Annotated in this window: 10 protein-coding genes; 4 read left to right on the forward strand and 6 right to left on the reverse strand. The window is 69.9% G+C overall.

What is annotated here, in order from left to right; genetic code table 11:
- Positions 1 to 2: 2 nt before the first annotated feature.
- A complete protein-coding gene (locus NR810_RS16515; protein ID WP_257453568.1) occupies positions 3 to 1,793 on the reverse strand; it encodes an NUDIX hydrolase in 1,791 nt (596 codons plus the stop codon).
- 10 nt (positions 1,794 to 1,803) lie between these two features.
- Positions 1,804 to 2,607, reverse strand: a complete 804-nt coding sequence (locus tag NR810_RS16520; protein ID WP_257453569.1) for a 2-oxo acid dehydrogenase subunit E2 — start codon at positions 2,605 to 2,607, stop codon at positions 1,804 to 1,806.
- A gap of 61 nt (positions 2,608 to 2,668) precedes the next feature.
- Here NR810_RS16520 and NR810_RS16525 point away from each other — a divergent pair, with 61 nt between their 5' ends.
- Complete coding sequence (locus NR810_RS16525; protein ID WP_257453570.1) at positions 2,669 to 3,826, forward strand: PQQ-dependent sugar dehydrogenase; 1,158 nt, start codon at positions 2,669 to 2,671, stop codon at positions 3,824 to 3,826.
- Between the two features lie 48 nt (positions 3,827 to 3,874).
- Here NR810_RS16525 and NR810_RS16530 read toward each other — a convergent pair whose 3' ends face one another.
- On the reverse strand, positions 3,875 to 5,671 hold the full coding sequence (locus tag NR810_RS16530; RefSeq protein ID WP_257453571.1) for a hypothetical protein: 1,797 nt from the start codon (positions 5,669 to 5,671) through the stop codon (positions 3,875 to 3,877).
- 161 nt (positions 5,672 to 5,832) lie between these two features.
- Here NR810_RS16530 and NR810_RS16535 point away from each other — a divergent pair, with 161 nt between their 5' ends.
- The 3 genes from NR810_RS16535 to NR810_RS16545 all read left to right on the forward strand — a co-directional run bounded on the left by NR810_RS16535 (position 5,833) and on the right by NR810_RS16545 (position 11,126).
- On the forward strand, positions 5,833 to 7,425 hold the full coding sequence (locus tag NR810_RS16535; protein ID WP_257453572.1) for a cation:proton antiporter: 1,593 nt from the start codon (positions 5,833 to 5,835) through the stop codon (positions 7,423 to 7,425).
- The gene (locus NR810_RS16540) at positions 7,422 to 8,555 is read left to right on the forward strand and encodes an NAD-binding protein (RefSeq protein WP_257453573.1); all 1,134 of its coding nucleotides are present in this window, start codon (positions 7,422 to 7,424) and stop codon (positions 8,553 to 8,555) included. The genes NR810_RS16535 and NR810_RS16540 overlap by 4 nt, the downstream gene beginning before the upstream one ends.
- A 180-nt stretch (positions 8,556 to 8,735) precedes the next feature.
- A complete protein-coding gene (locus NR810_RS16545) occupies positions 8,736 to 11,126 on the forward strand; it encodes an ATP-binding protein (protein WP_257453574.1) in 2,391 nt (796 codons plus the stop codon).
- Positions 11,127 to 11,131: 5 nt separating this feature from the next.
- Here the strand turns inward: NR810_RS16545 and NR810_RS16550 are convergent, their stop codons facing one another.
- From NR810_RS16550 to NR810_RS16565, 3 genes are all read right to left on the reverse strand, one after another.
- Complete coding sequence (locus NR810_RS16550) at positions 11,132 to 12,568, reverse strand: MATE family efflux transporter (protein ID WP_257453575.1); 1,437 nt, start codon at positions 12,566 to 12,568, stop codon at positions 11,132 to 11,134.
- Between the two features lie 31 nt (positions 12,569 to 12,599).
- Positions 12,600 to 14,663: a cation:proton antiporter domain-containing protein gene (locus tag NR810_RS16560; protein WP_306818222.1), complete on the reverse strand. Its 2,064-nt coding sequence runs from the start codon at positions 14,661 to 14,663 to the stop codon at positions 12,600 to 12,602.
- A gap of 70 nt (positions 14,664 to 14,733) precedes the next feature.
- Entirely contained in the window at positions 14,734 to 16,071 is a 1,338-nt protein-coding gene (locus tag NR810_RS16565; protein ID WP_257453661.1) for a hypothetical protein, read from the reverse strand.
- Between the last annotated feature and the right edge of the window lie 116 nt (positions 16,072 to 16,187).

Raw genomic sequence — 16,187 nt, forward strand, 5'->3', positions numbered from 1 at the left:
GCCTACTCCCCCAGGGCCGAGTAGTGAACGATCCGGAAGCGGGCGCCCTGGGCCTCGCGGACGCGGGCGGCGAGAACTTCGTGCAGCTCGGGCTTCCACGTGCCCCAGCGCTCGAAGAAGCGGGCGGCGGCGGCCTTGTCTCCCGCGTGCTGCACGGCGAGCACCTCCTTCAGCAGGGAGGTGACGACGTCCAGGTAGCGCTCGTAACGGACGGTGAGGCGCGCGGTCTTCGGGTCGGCTTCGAGCAGCCCATGCTCCAGGAACCAGTTGAACTGGATGAGCTGCATCGTCTGGTAGGGCTGGTCGCGGCGCGGCTTCGCGTTCTGCAGCGTGCGCCGGATGCCGGAGGCCCGCACCGCGCGCAGCGTGGCGTCACTCACCGTCCCGTCCTTGTTCATCGCGTGCAGCGCGAACAGCGAGACGAGGTCCGCCTTCATCTCCTCGAGCGCGTCCGCGTAGTCCTCCAGCGCGACGTCGAGCAAGCGGCCCCGCGCGTCCCGGTCGACGCCCAGGTAGTGGCCGATCTCGTGCCAGAGCGTCCGCTGGAAGTTCCCCTCGGCGGCCAGATCGTTCGCATGCGCGTCCGCGGTGACGGCGCGCCAGACGCGATCATCGGCGGCGAAGAGGTCGGGGTTCTTCATGATGTTCTCGCGCAGCAGGATGGTGCGGCCATAGCGGCGCGCGAAGAGCGCATCATTGGGGAGGATGGTCGCGGTGTTCGTGCCGCGCGCCTGTCCGAAGTCGGCGATGACATCGTAGATGCCGACCGGGATGTCCTCGCGGATCTGCTTGTGGTTCGCGTAGGGCAGCGCGTTCTCGATGGTCTGCAAGCCCCTCAGGGCCCGGCGCAGCTCGCGGGTCGCATCCTCGTTCACGAGGAGCAGGCTCACCCCGTGGAACGCCTTCACGCCGAAGAGCGCGTCGTCATACGTCTCGTAGGAGCCGATCTGCGCGTTGAGGCGCTGAAAGCGGCCCGTCACCCAGGACGCATCCCCGCTCTCGTAATCGTTCGAGAGCAGGTCGCGCGCGCGGTTGCGGAGGTAGCGCGCGAACTCCCCATCCCCCTTCTCCACCGAGTCCGCGGCGCTCATGAGCAGCTCGTACGCGCGTACGAAGTCGTCCGCGTACGCGACCGGGTAGGGCACGGCGTAGAGCGTCTTCGGGTCGGGCTTCTTCGCGAGCGACTTCAGGTACGGGATGAGCCGGGGGTGCAGCAGCGCGAGCGCCGGATGCTTCGCGAGCGCGGCGAGATCTCCTCCCAGACTGGCCTTCGTCGCACGGCGGACGACGGTCCGCTCGCCGAGGAGCTCGTCACGCGCCTCCGGGTGCTGGGCCAGGAACGCCTCGACCTCCTCTCGCGTGAGGTCGGAGGGGTAGACATTGCGCGTGGGCAGCTCGGCGGCCACGGGGAGGAAGGCCTCCCGCTTGTTCTCAAGTGTCGTCGCGATGGGGCCCTGGGAGAGCCGGTAGAGGGTGAGCAGGTCTCGCGTCCGCTTCGGCCCCCCGAGCTGCTGGTCCAGCCGGACGAGGCGCGCGTGCGCCTCCAGGGCCTCGGGGTGCCGCGACTGCTCGTAGATGCGCTGGAAGATCTGCCCGACCTCCAGGAGGGCCTTCACCGCGCGCTGCTCCTCGGGGGTGAGGCGCGAGAGGTCGGGCGCGAGGCGGATCGTCTCGGTCTTGGCGAGGAGCGCCTCGACGCGGGGCTCGGGCCAGTAACCAGCGGGAACCTGGGGCTTGGGTGCGGCGGAGGCGGTCGTGGTGAACGCCAGGAGGAGGACGAGCGGCAATCTCATGCCCGCCAGCTTATCGCGGGACCTCGGGGGGGCCCCAGGCGGACGTGGGGTCCTCTAATGCATCTCCGATGTGGCGCAGGACGCGCGCGGCGAGCTCCTCGTCGATGAGGCGCGCATCGAAGGTGCAGGAGAGGGTCATCCCCTTGCCGGCCACGAGCAAGTCCCCTTCGACCACGGGGACATCACGCACGGCGCCAGGGGCGAGGTAGAGGGCCACACGGGTGTAGGGCACCATGGCCAGCCAGGCCCGTTCGAGCCCCAGCGAGCCCACGTTGGAGACCGCAACGGAGCCAAAGGGGTCTCTCGGCATGCCCACCCAGGCGAGGTCCACGTTCAGCGTGAACCAGACGAAGGAGAGCAGGTCCAGGGCGGCGTTCATGAAGAGGCCAGGGATGCGGTAGGAGCGCCGCTTGCCGCGCTCGATGACGGCATCCCGGCGGTGGCGCACGGTCTGGACGCGCTCCTCCATGGCCGCGGCGAAGTCCTGGAGCGAGAGCGTGTCCGCGTCATGCACGGTGGCGGTGGTGAGGTCCACGCGGCCTTGGTGCTGCGGCTGCACCACGAGGACACAGACGCCCACGCGTTTGCGCAGCCACGGACGGTTCCAGCGAAGGATGACGTTGGCTTCCGGGTAGCGGCGCAGCGCATCCGCGGCGGCCTTGCCCACCAGGTGCGTCACCGTGAGGCGCTGACCCGAGCGGGCGCGGACCTCCTCCATGTACGCGAGCGCGCGCTCCATGCGCACGTCGATCGACGCGTAGGCACTCGGGTCCCTGGGAGCCTTGTAGTGCGCGGGGTGGAGGAAGGGTTTCACGGGCTCACGGGCCCTCTACCACGTCCACCTCCCGACGCGCGTCCCACGATATAGATGCGGCATGCGCACCCGCCTCGTGCTCTCCGCCCTCCTGGTCCTCGCCGCTGGCTCCGGCTGCCGCAAGAGCCAGGCGAAGCTTCTGACCGCTCCCGACTGCATCCTCGTCGAGGACGACTTCGGCCCCAACGGTACCGTGCCCATCACCGTCGACGTCGTCGCCGAGGGGCTCGAGGTCCCCTGGAGCATCGCCTGGCTCCCGGGGGGCGACGCCCTCGTCTCCGAGCGCCCCGGCCGCATCCGCCTGCTGCGCCAGGGCGTGCTCCAGCCCAACCCCGTTGCCACCGTGCGGATCGCCAGGAGCAGCGAGGGCGGCCTGCTCGGCATCGCCGCCCCTCCCGACTTCGCGAGCCACCGGCGCTTCTACCTCTACGTCACCCACGACGCGAACGGCGACACGCGCAACCGCGTGGAGCGCTGGACGCTCTCCGAGGACCATTCCACCGCCACCTTCGACCGCGTCATCCTCGGCGACATCCCCGCGAGCAAGTACCACGATGGCGGCCGCATCCGCTTCGGTCCCGACGGCATGCTCTACGTCGGTACGGGCGATGCGCGCGATCCGGACAACTCGCAGGCCATGGACACCCCTTCCGGCAAGCTGCTGCGCCTCACTCCCGAGGGCGAGGTGCCCGCCGACAACCCCTTCCCGGGCAAGGCGGCCTTCCTGCTCGGCGTCCGCAACGCCCAGGGCTTCGACTGGAAGGACCGGGACACCCTCTACTTCACCGACCACGGGCCCAGCGGCGACACGCTCCGCCGCGGACACGACGAGGTCAACGTGGTGCGCAAGGGCGACAACCTGGGCTGGCCCACCCTCTACAGCTGCGAGTCCGGCGAGGGGCTCGTCACCCCGTCCCTCACCTGGGACGACGCGGTGCCCCCGGGCGGTGCCGCCATCTATACCGGCGAGGCCATCCCCGAATGGAAGGGCTCGCTGCTCGTCGGCTCGCTCGGCGCCAGGCACCTGCACCGCGTGGTCTTCTCCCCCGACAACCCCCGGCACGTCACCCGGCACGAGGTGTACCTGCGCAACGAGTGGGGCCGCCTGAGGGAGACCATCATGGGTCCGGACGGCCACCTCTACGTCACCACCAGCAACTGCGACGGCCGGGGAGACTGCGGGCCACGCAAGGACGTCATCCTGCGCATCCGCCGGTGAAACGGAACGGGGCCACGCGCCTGGACGAAGGCACGCGGCCCCTCGGACTCACCAGCTCACCGAGTCCACATGCACCGTGCCGGACCAGGCGGCATCGGTGAAGAGCTCGACACCGAGTTGGTGCAACGGCCCCACCGCGTTCGCGGGCACCTGCACGGTGACGGTGTTCCACTCACCGGCCTTCAGCGCCGTGCCATCCGTCCACGAGCCCTTCCACGCCCAGCCCCCAGCCGCGCCCTGCTGCACATAGGGCTGCACGCCCGAGATGCGATGGCCCGCGGGGACCCACACCCGGAAGGACACCGTCTTGCCCGCGGTCGCCGCGGGGTTGGCGACGGAGACCGGGGACTTCCCGGCCGCGGTACCGCCCAGCGTCACCGCGAGCGAGCCGCGTCCCGCCCAGGCCCGCGCGGTGGACGGGGACACGCCCGTGACGACGGGGCCCGTGAAGGTCCATCCCTGCGTCCCCGACTCGAAGTTGTACGGCGCCGTGTCATTGCCGGGATTGCCGGGCGGGGGGGGCGGAGGCGGAGGTGGGGGGGTCGTGGTCGAGCCCGCGGGGATGGCCAGTCCACCCGCCTTCAGGAAGGCACCCGCGCGGCTCTTCAGATAGAGCTGGCCGTCCGTGTAGTAGTCGTTGGTGTGCGAGGCCTGCCGGCCCTCGCCCCGGCCGAAGAGCAGCGCGATGACACCACTGTTGGCGAACTTCTCGCGGTGCGCGGCGCCGTTGTCGCCGAAGAAGTACTCGGCGCGGTTGTCCTTGTAGCCCGCGTTCGACAGGTTCTTCGCCTCGTCCGCGTCCAGCGTGTTGTCCACGTTGGGGCTGTTAGAATTGCCCTCGGGCAGCTGCCACAACACCCAGCGCTTGCCCGAGGTCACGTTCCACAACCGCAGCCACTCGGCGTGCCGGTTGAAGCTCTTGGAATCGATGGATGCCGTGTCGCTCGGGTCCCACCAGCGGTCCTGCTTGAACTCAGGCCGCGCGAAGAAGTCCGCGTCCCGATCGAGCGGGTCGGTCACCAGCACGTCATAGGTCGCCCCCGTCACGTTGGGCCCCAGACCGAGCGGCTTGAGGAAGTTGTAGACCTTGTCCACCTCCGGCTGCAGCGGGTCCGTCACGGAGAAGTGCGCGATGTCCTTGTCACTCGCCCACCCCGACACGTGGATGCCCAGGATGACGTTGTTGGCGCCCACCGCCTTGCGCAGCTGGAGGAAGGCGAGCCCCCACCCGGCCACCGTGTCTGGCAGCCCGGACAGCTCCGCCACGCCCGAGGACGCCACCGCCGCGGGCTTGTTGGGGTCACTCCCCGTCTGCTTCTGAAGGAACCCGAAGCCGTCCGTCTCCATGAGCACGAGCACGGGCTTGTTGAACTCCTTCGCCCGCTGCATCAGCACCTTGAAGTCGTAGAAGTACTCCCCCATGGTGGTGGCGTTCTGCACCTTGGCGAGAAACTGGTCCTCGCCGCCGCCCGGCTCGGCGTTGACCTGGTAGTACTGGATGACCGGCAGGAAGCCCTGGGCGGCGGATTCATCCATGAACTGCTTGCCGAAGCTTCCATCCCTGGCGGACCAGCCCCAGTTGTCGACCCATCCCTTGGTGAAATAGCGGTAGCGCGCGTCCCAGGGCACTTTGCTGTCCTTCATCCAGGTCTGTCCGTTGTTCTCGAACAGGCCCACCATGAGGCGCGCCGGAAGTCCCGTGGGAATGGAGCCCGAGGGCTGAATCGCCAGGCGCGCCTCCTGGGTGTCCAGCGTCGAAGGGGAATCCGAGGAAGCCTCTCCGGGCGTCTCGGGGCCACAAGCCGCGACCGCCAGGAAGGCAAGGGATAGGAGGATGTGTTTCATGGCCCCCCGAACCGGTTTGGGATTCCAAGCCCATCCCGCCCGCATGCCCTCGCTCCAGGCACCCGGCCAGGGGCTCGCCCGCGACCCGGTGCCCGGGAATGACGGTGGAAGTGCGGACAACCCGTGCATGAAGCCCGCGTATCTGCGAGTCTTGGCCCCGCGTGCACCTCGAGATGCCCCTCATCATCGGCCTGATGGTGGCCGCCAGCTCGCTCGCCATCGCCGCCAAGCGCGTCCGCATTCCGTACAACGTCGCGCTGGTGGTCGGTGGCCTGCTCATCTCCGTGGGGGGCATCCTCCCCGGCGTCCCCCCGCTCAACCCCGAGGTCGTCTTCCTCGTCTGCCTGCCGCTGCTCCTCTTCGAGGGTGGCATCACCGCGGACGTGGCCAACGTGCGCGCCAACCTCCTGCCCATCGCCACCCTGGCCACCCTGGGCATGGTGCTGGCCATCGCCGCCACCGGCACGGCGCTCCACTTCGCCCTGGAGCTCGCCTGGGGGCCCGCGCTGCTGCTCGGCGCCATGCTCGCCGTCACCGACACCGTCTCCATCCTCTACGCCTTCCGCCGCGCCCCCGTCCCCCGGCGCCTCTCCGGCATCATGCAGGGCGAGAGTCTCTTCAACGACGGCACCGCGCTCGTGGCCTACGCGGCCATCGCCAGCATCGTGGCGGGAGGCCAGTCCTCCTTCTCCCTTCCCCTGCTCGGCGCCAAGGTGCTGGGCGCCACCGCGGGCGGCCTCGTCATCGGCCTGGCCCTGGGGCTCGTGGCCGGCTTCGTCATCCGCCACACCGAGGATCCGCTCGCCGAAATCATGGTGACCACGGCGCTGGCCTTCGCCGCCTTCGTCATCGGCGAGCAGCTCCACCTGTCGGGCGCCATCGCCGCGGTGACGGCCGGGTTGAGCACCGGCATCAACCTGCGGCGCCACGTGTCCCCGCAGAGCCAGGTGGCCATCCACACCTTCTGGGAGTACGCCGCCTTCGGGGTGAACACCTTCCTCTTCCTCTCGGTGGGACTCACCACGCGGCCCGAGGCGCTGGTGGGCTACATGCCCCAGACGGTGCTCGCGGTGGCCTGTGTCTTCGCCGGGCGCGCGGTGGCCATCTACCTGCCCTTCCTGCTGCTGCGCCTGGTGCGCCCCTCCGAGGCCGTGCCCCTGCGCTGGCAGCACGTCTTCATCCTCGGCAACATCAAGGGCGCGCTCTCCATCGGTCTGGCCCTGGGTCTTCCGGAGGCCACGCCCTCGCGCGAGCTGCTGGTGGCCATCGCCTTCGGCGTCACCTTCGTGTCCCTCGTCATCCAGGGGCTCGCGCTCACCGGCATCCTCAAGCGGCTGGGCCTGTTCCACGAGGACCCCGTGGCCTACGCGGTGGCCGAGCAGCAGGCGCGGCTCATCTCCAGCCGAGCCGCGCGCCAGGAGCTGGAGGTGCTGCACGATCAGGGGCTCATCCCCCGCGCGGCCTACGAGCACCTGCGCAGCGACTACCAGGTGGGCATCGCCGGCGCCGAGCGGGAGCTGCGCCGGCTCAGCGAGCAGCACCTGGCGCAGGGAGCGCGCATCGTCCTGGTGACGCGCCGCCGCCTCATCGACGCGGAGCGCACCGCGCTGCTGTCGGCCCGGCGCGCCGGCCTCATCCCCGAGGCCACCGCCGAGGCGCAGCTGGCCAGGCTGGACGAGCGCACGCTGGAGCTGGAGCACGTGTTGTCGGGTGCCCCCGAGGGTGAGGCGGGCAGCGGGAGGAAGGCGTCATGAGGATCGTCATCGCGGGTGGTGGACGGGTCGGTGGAGCGCTGGCGGCACGGCTGGTGGCGGAGCGCCATCAGGTGACGGTGGTGGAGCGGGACGCGACCGCCTGCAACCGGCTCTTCGAGGACATCGGCGTGGTGACGGTGTGTGGGGACGCGACGGATCCGCAGGTGTTGGAGTCGGCGGGCATCTCCGGCGCGGACATCGCGGCCGGGGTGCTGGCGCGCGACGCGGAGAACCTGGCCTTCGCCACGCTGGTGCGCTCCATGAGCGGCGCCCGCGTCATGGTGCGCATGCTGGACAGCCGCTACCGCGAGGCCTACCGGCTCGCCGGAGTGAGCGAGCTGGTGGAGGAGGCCGAGGTGGTGGTGGCGAAGATGACCACGGCCATCGACTTCCCCCAGGTGGCGGGCTCGCTGCCGCTGGCGGCCGGGGACGCCATCCTCTTCGAGCTGGAGGTGAGCCCCAAGGCGCTGGTGTCCGGCCGGACGGTGGCGCAGGTGCGCGCCCTGCCCAACTTCCCCCGCGAGTGCGTCTTCATCGGCCTGTTGGACCCGGAGGGCCGCATCACCCTGCCGGACGGCAATACGGTGCTGCGCGCCGAACACACCATCATCCTCGTGGCCCGCCGCGCCGAGCTGGCCCGGGCCGTGGAGTGCCTCACCGCCGAGCTCCAGGGCCACGCCGACACACCCCTGGCCGAGATGTTGCGCAAGGTGGACTTCCTCACGCCGCTGAGTGACGAGGAGCTGTCCACCGTGGCCCGCGGCGCCGAGTACCTGCGCAAGGCGGCCGGCGAGGCCATCTTCAACAAGGGCGAGGCGGGAGAGACCTTCTACGTCGTCGTCTCCGGGGAGGTGAACCTGCTGGCCGAGGGCGGGCGCGTGGTGGAGACGGTGAAGCCCGGGGGCTTCTTCGGCGAGATTGCCCTCCTCACGGGCGAGCCCCGCTCCACCAGCGCCCAGGCCGCCACGCTGTGCGAGCTGGCCAGCGTGGGCCGCGACGACTTCCGCGGGGTGGTCATGGCCAACCCCGCCATGGCCCTGGAGATGAGCCGCATCCTCGGCCAGCGCCTGGCGAAGATGGCCCAGCAGGACCGGACGCCCCAGAAACGCAAGGGCCTGTTCGGGCGCTGAGGGGGAGGAGCGGCCCTGATCCCACGAGCCGGGATGGCTTGTTCCCCGAGGAAGCCGTGGACTACGCTCCTCCGAGGAGGGGAAGTGCCCATCCATCGTGAGCACACCACACAGGTGAGCGGACTCCAAGCCAGGAGGTCATCCCTGTAGGAGGGCCCTGCCCCCCTTCCAGCGACCACCATGAAGCTGCTCCTCGTTGGTCCAGCCGATGACTCCATCCGCCCGCTCCTCCACGAATGGGGCCATGAGGTGGTCCACGCTCCACATGCCGAGCAGGCCGAGCCATGGCTTCGCGGGGTGGAGGGCGTGCTGGTGTGCGGGCGTGAAGTCGCCGAGGAGATGGCCCGGCGGCCCATCCCCCCGGACGTGCGGCCCAGGCCCTTCCTCCTCGCGCTCCTCCCGGCCTCGCCCGAGCCGGTGCCCCTGGAGGCCCTGCTGGCCGCCGCGGTGGATGACTACATGATCGCCCCCTTCGATCCGGCGCGGATGCGGACCCGGCTCGAGTGGCTCGGCCGGCGCAGGAAGGCCGGGATGCAGGCCACCCAGAAGGGCCCGCCCTCGCGCGGCGAGTTGGAGCGGCTCACCGCCATCATCCAGACCCAGAACGACGTCGCGCTGGCGGGGCTCGAGCTGGATAAGGTGATGAGTCTCATCGCGGAGCGCGCCCTGGAGCTGAGCGGCGCGGCGGGAGCCTCGGTGGCGCTGGTCGAGGGCGACGAGCTGGTCTACCGCGTGACCCTCGGGAGCCAGGCCCACCACCGCGGCTTCCGGCTCAAGCTCGCCAACAGCCTCTCGGGCATGAGCATCCTGCGCGGCGAGGTGCTCCACTCCCGCGACACCGAGAGCGACCCCCGGGTGAACGTGAACGCCACCCGGCAGATCAACGCCCGCTCGATGATCGTCGTCCCGCTGCAGCGCGGTGGCACCGGCATGGGCGCGCTCAACGTCATCTACAGCGAGCCCAACGCCTACGACGACCTGGACGTGCGCACGCTGGAGCTGATGGGCCAGCTGCTCGGCGCGGCGATGATCAACGCCTCCGAGTTCGAGGCCAAGGGCACCCTGGTGGCCGAGTTCGCCGACACCCTGGCGGCGCTCCAGCAGAGCCAGGAGCTGTTCTACTCGTTCATGAACCAGAGCCCGCTGATCGCCTTCATGAAGGACGATTCGGGCCGGCGCACGTGGGTGAACGAGGCCTACGCCCGGTTCTTCCGGCGCTCGGCGGAGGCGATGGTGGGGCTGACGGATGCCGAGCTGTTCACCTCCTCGCAGGCCGAGCGGATGCACCAGGAGGACCAGAGCGTGCTCACCACCGGGCAGCGCTTCTGCGCCGAGCAGCTGGTCCTCTCGCCCGAGGGGACGGAGCACTACTGGCTCATCCACAAGTTCGCCCTGCGCGATGCGTTCGGCCGGCACCTGATCGGGGGCGTGGCCGTGGACATCACCGCGCGAAAGAACGCCGAGGAGGCCCTGCGCCGCTCCGAGGAGAGCTCCCGCACCCTCATCGAGGGGCTACCCGAGGCCATCTTCGTGCACCACGACGGCCGCCTGCTCTACATCAACCCGGCGGGGCTCACCTTCCTGGGCCATGGCTCGGCGGAGGGGCTCGATGGCGCCTCGCTGCTCGAGCTCATCCACCCGGATGACCGGGAGGTCGCCGCCAGCGTGCTCAAGGGCGAGGACAACTCCATCCGCGAGGTGCGCTTCCTGCGCGCGGGCGGCCAGCCGGTGGAGGCGGAGCTGAGCGCCATGCGGCTGCTCTTCGACGGCGAGCCGGCCACGGTGGTGAGCGCGCGGGACGTCACCGAGCGCAAGCAGATGCAGTCACGCCTGCTGCTCGCCGACCGGCTGGCGAGCGTGGGCACGCTGGCGGCCGGCATCGCGCACGAAATCAACAATCCGCTCGCCTTCGTCCTCTCCAACCTGGGCTTCCTGGAGCAGGAGTGCCAGCGGCTCATGGGCGAGCTGCCGGCCGAGCCGCTGCGGGAGATGCAGGAGGTGCTGAGCGAGACGCACCAGGGCGCCGAGCGGATGCGGCACATCATGCGCGATCTGCGGACGCTCTCGCGCGACGATGGCGAGCAGCTGTCCGCGGTGGACGTGCGCGAGGTGCTCGAGTCGAGCCTGCGCCTGGTGCGCAACGAGCTGCGCGGGCGCGCCCAGTTGGTGAAGGACTTCGAGCCGGTGCCGTTGGTGTGGGCGAGTGAGATCCGCCTGGGGCAGGTGTTCCTCAACCTGCTCATCAACGCCGCCCAGGCCCTGCCCGCCAATCAGCCCGAGCGCAACGAGGTGCGGGTGCGGGTGCGGGCCATCGGCACGCGCGTCGTCATCGAGGTGACGGACACCGGCAGTGGCATCGCTCCCGAGGTGCGCGACCGCATCTTCGACCCCTTCTTCACCACCAAGCCGGTGGGCACGGGGACGGGGCTCGGTCTGTCCATCTGCCACGGCATCGTGTCGGGGCTGGGGGGAGAGATCACCGTGGAGAGCGAGCTGGGAAAGGGCACCACCTTCCGCATCACCCTGCCCGCCGCCCCGGCCTCGGCGAAGCAGCTCGGCGGCAAGTCCTGAGGCGCTCACGCCTCTCCGGTCTCGTTGGCGAGGACCTCGGCGGGGTCCGGCTTGGGCCCGGCCGCGGCGGGGCCCGCGTGCTCCTTCCTGAGCAGCGCCCGCTGCCAGCGGCCCGAGAAGTAGTAGGCCATGCTGCAGGCCAGCGAGACGAAGAAGCTGAAGGCGATGGCGTACCAGACGCCCTTCACGCTGTTCATCTGGCGTGAGAGCCAGTAGGCCCCGGGGACACGGATCACCCAGAGGCTGAGCAGGGAGATGAAGGTGGTGATCATCGTCGCGCCAGCGCCATTGATGATGCCATTGCTCACGAACACGAGGCCGAACAGGACGTAGCAGGCGCCGACGATGTGCAGATACGAGGTGCCGAGCTCGATGACGACGGCATCCGTGGTGAACACCCGGAGGAGTGGCTCCGGAAAGAGCACGGCCGCCGCCGAGATGACCAGGGTGATGGCTCCGCTGAACAGACAGCCCCAGGTGAAGATCTCCCGCACGCGGCCATGGTGGCCCGCGCCCAGGTTCTGTCCGGCGAGCGTGGAGATGGCCATGCCGAAGTTGATGGCCGGCATGAAGGCGATCTGGTCGATGCGCGAGGCGGCGCCGAACGCCGCCGTGGAGATCTCCCCGAAGCCATTCACGATTCCGGTCACCAGCACCATCCCGAGCGACACCAGGGACTGCTGAATGGAGGCGGGGATGCCAATCCGGAAGGTCTGCCGGGTCTCCAGGCCCAGGTGACGGAAGCGAGGCCATCCGGGAGCCACGGGAGACTTCTGGTGACGCAGGTAGGCCATGAGCGCCACCAGCACCAGGGCCTGGGAGAAGATGGTGGCCCAGGCCGTCCCGTTCAGTCCCAGCTTCGGCAGTCCCAGCTTCCCGAAGATGAGGAGCGGATCCAACACCGTCGTGAGCAGGACGGAGACGAGCTGGAAGTACAGGGGCGTCTTCGAGTCCCCCATCCCCTGGAGCATGCTGCGGATGGCGAACATGGCGAAGCTGAAGGGGAGCGACAGCAGGAAGATGCGCAGGTAGCTCACCGACGCATCGAAGATGTCGGCGGGGGTGTCCATCGCGCGAAGGATGTAGGGGGTGAAGAACTCACCCAGCAGGGTGAGGAGGATTCCCAGCCCGGGGATGAGCACGGTCGAGCTGTCCACGACCCTGCGCAGCTCGTCGAAGCGCTTCGCGCCGTAGCTCTGCGACACGAGGATGTTCGTCGCCAGCGTCATCCCCATGCCGATGCCAAAGAGGGTGAAGACGACGGGGAAGCTCACCGTGACGGTGGCCAGCGCCCCGGTGCCGAGGAACTGGCCGACCCAGATGGCGTTGATGAAGCTGTAGGCCGTCTGAAGGAAGCTGCCGATGAGCATGGGCAGCGAGAACGTCACGATGTGTCGGGGGATGCTGCCTACGGTCAGATCGGTTCCGAGCCTCGAAGCCATGGAGCCGTCTTCTCACTGGATGAACGGGGATTCAATCACCCAGATTCACGGGCTCCATCTGCCGTCGAGGCGGCGCCGGATCGATCTCGATGGCGTCGATGTAGCACCACCCCCAGTGCTCGCCCGGCTCCAGGGAGCGCATCAGCGGGTGCCCGGTCACCTCGTAGTGCTTCGCGGCGTGCCGGCCGAAGGAGGCGTCGCAGCAGCCCACATGGCCACACGTCAGACACATCCGCAGGTTGTGCCAGCGCAGGTGCAGCGCCAGGCACTCCTCGCAACCCAAGGTCCTCGGCACCACGCCCTCCCGCGACAGTTGCAGGTGCGAGCACGTGGTGGCCGTGCCTCGCCGCAGCCCGCCCATCGTCCCCAGCATGCGCCGGGGTCCGGAGACGGGGCCGTGCTCGGGCACGCCCTCGTGGCGCAGCGCGGCCAGCAGCTCGTTCAGCACCTCCTCCGCCACGCCTCCTACGTGCAACACCCGCGTCACCGCCTCCAGCGCCGTCTCGAACTCGCCGGCCACGATGTCGCTCGCGCCCCGCTCGTGCAGATCCCCGATGTCCCGCAGCCTCGGCACCTTCACCAGGATGGGGATGTCCGGTGACAGCCGCCGCGCGGCCGATACCGCCCGCTGCGTCCCGTCCGGGTCGGAGATGAGCAGCACCAGCGCCCGCGCCCGGTGGATTCCCGCGCGCTCCAATATCTCCGGGCTGGAGATGTCCCCGTAGTACATGAGCTCGCCGCGCCGCCGCGCCTCGGCCACCACGTGCGGATCCAACTCGATGACCACGTGCGGCAGGTTGCTGGCGCGCAGGGCCCTCACCACCATGCGCCCGGCCGTCCCCAGCCCCGCCACGATGAAGTGGTTGGACAGCTCCTCGTGCTCGTGCGCCAGCCGGTGCGGCCCGTGCGCGCCGAACAACACCTCCAACGGCCGCAGGTGCGCCACGCCCGCCGCCAGCCTCGGCGCGAAGCTCAGCGCCACCGGTGTCACCGCCATGGTGAGGACGCTCATGCACACGAAGAGGTTGCGCTCCTCCACGTTCAGCAGCCCCTCTTGCAATCCCGCGTTGGCCAGCACGAAGGAGAACTCTCCAATCTGCGCCAGCCCCACGCCCGCCATCACCGCCACCCGTGGCGGAAAGCGCATCACCAGCGCTCCCACCCCGCCCAGCACCGACTTGCCCATCAGCACGCCCACCCACAACGCCGCCACCAACACCGGGTGCTCCAGGACGACGCGCACGTCGAAGAGCATCCCGATGGAGATGAAGAAGAGGCTGGCGAACGTCTCGCGCAGCGGCAGCATGTCCGCCAACGCCTGGTAGCCGTAGTCGCTGTCCGCCAACGCCACCCCGGCCATGAAGGCTCCCAGCGCCAGGGACAGGCCCGCCAGCACGGCGAGCCACGCGATGCCCGCGCACAGCCCCAACACCGCCAGCAGGAAGAGCTCGCGCCGGCGCGTGACGGCCACCGCCTGCAGCAGTGGCGGCACGACCACCCGGCCGAACACCACCGTCACCACCACCAGCAGCGCCGCCTTGGCCAACACCCAGGCGATGGCCCCCACGCCCAGCTCCTGCCCGGCCAGCAGCGGGATGGCCATCATCATCGGCACCACGCACAGGTCCTGGAAGATGAGCGCCCCCACGATGAGCCGCCCATGGGGTGCGTCCGTCTCCAGCCGCTCGCCGAGCGCGCGCAGCACGATGGCCGTGCTGGACAGCGCCACCAGGAAGCCCAGGAAGACGCCCTTGCGGGCCGGGAAGCCCAGCGCCATGGCGAGCGCCACCACCGCCAGCAGGGTGAGCGCCACCTGGAGCCCCCCACCCAGGGTGAGCACCTTCCACAACCGCCTCAGCCGCTCGAGCGAGAACTCCAACCCGATGCCGAAGAGCAGCAGGCCCACGCCAATCTCGGCCAGCGCCTCCAGGCGCCAGGTGTCATGCACCCAGCCGAGGCCACTCGGGCCGATGAGCGCACCCGCGGCGATGAGGCCGGCGAGCGTGGGCAGGCGCAACCGGCTGAGCGCCAGGACCACCACCACCGCCACCCCGAAAACCACCACCAGTTCCTGGAGAAGCTCGGGAGCCTGCATGGACGCGCCTCCGCGTCTCCAGGCTTGGGTAACGCACGGCACCGCCGCGCGCTTCGCCGAGCAACCCGGCTCAGCGCTCGAAGTCCACGCCGACCCCCAGGCCCGCCATGAAGCCGTGCCTCAGGCTCCCGTTGGCCTGCGGGAAGTGCTCCGTGCCGCCCATGAAGACGCCGTAGAGCGCGGGCACGAAGCGGTGACGCACCTCGGCCCCCACGGAGTAGCGCGGCTTGCCCGTGAGGTCCGTGAGGATGGCGCGCAGCTCCGCCATCGTCTTGCCTCCGGGCAGGTGCATCTGCAGCACCGCGTCCGCGTCCACCCGGCCGGTGGTGACGAAGTACTCGCCGGACGCGCTGACCAGCAGCTCCAGGTCCTCCTCGCTCCTCCGGCTCACCGTCGCCACCACCTCGCCGTAACCGGAGAACGTCGCCGGCAACTGCTCCTGGGACAGCGGCAGCTCGCTCAGGCCCACGCCGGAGAAGCGCGACAGCTCGTACCCCGCGCCGAAGGCACCGAAGCGGAACAGGCCTCCCTGGCGCCGCCCCTCCAGCCGGCCGCTGATCTCCACGTTCTCCCGGGGCTTGCCCGCCACCACCAGGCCCACCGTCGCACCGTAGTCCGGCACCGACTCGGCCAGCGTGTCCGCCCGCGCACCCGCCGCGCCCTGCACCCAGAGCTGGAGCTTCTCGCTCCTCACCAGGCCCGCCTGCAGGCCGACGCTCGCCGCCGACAGCGCGGGTGACGTGCCCCCCGCCTCGCCGAAGTCGTGCGCCACATCCAACGAGAGGAGGAAGCGGTCGAAGGCCGTCTCCGTGTTGCTCAGGACGCGGCCGAGATCCAACCGCACCTCGCCGGCGAAGAGGCGTCCGGCCAGCACGTCACTGGCGAAGAGCTCCACCCGCGTGGGCCCGAGGTACGCGGTGAAGTTGCCTCCCGCGGGGTGGTAGTCCGGCGAAATCCGGTTGTGGTAGCGGTTCACCAACCAGCCCGCCCCCAGCGAGTAGGAGGAGAAGGCGCCCGCGCGCAACTGGAAGCGGCCGTCGTCCCGGCCGATGCGCAGCGAGCGCAGCACCTGGGCGAAGTCACTGCGCTCGTCCCAGTCCTCGCGCCGCAGATAGCCGCCGTAGTCCGGCCGCGCCTGCACCGGCTCCTGGTCGAGCAGCCGCAGCCGCAGCGGCGCTCCCAGCTCGAATTCGAATTCCTCGCCGCCCCTCACGCCCAGGCGCGGGAACGCGAAGCCGAAGACATCCACCCCCGTGGCGTCTGTCCCCGCCGACAGGGCCAGCGCGCCCACCTCGAGGGCCGCGTGGAAGTGGACACCCTCCTCCGCGGGTGCTGCCGCCGCGGAGGAATCAACGAAGGCCCTTGGGGCCTGTTGGAGCACGGAGACGAGGACGAGGGCACCAATCATGGCGCGTCACTCTACCCCGCTTCCCACCCGGTGCCCGGTCACACGAATGGAAACGCCAGGGGCACTCGCTTCCTCGGAAAACGAGCGGCCTGGCGTCTCCACATACAACCGGACAA

The organism is Archangium lipolyticum (assembly GCF_024623785.1).
GTDB lineage: Bacteria > Myxococcota > Myxococcia > Myxococcales > Myxococcaceae > Archangium > Archangium lipolyticum.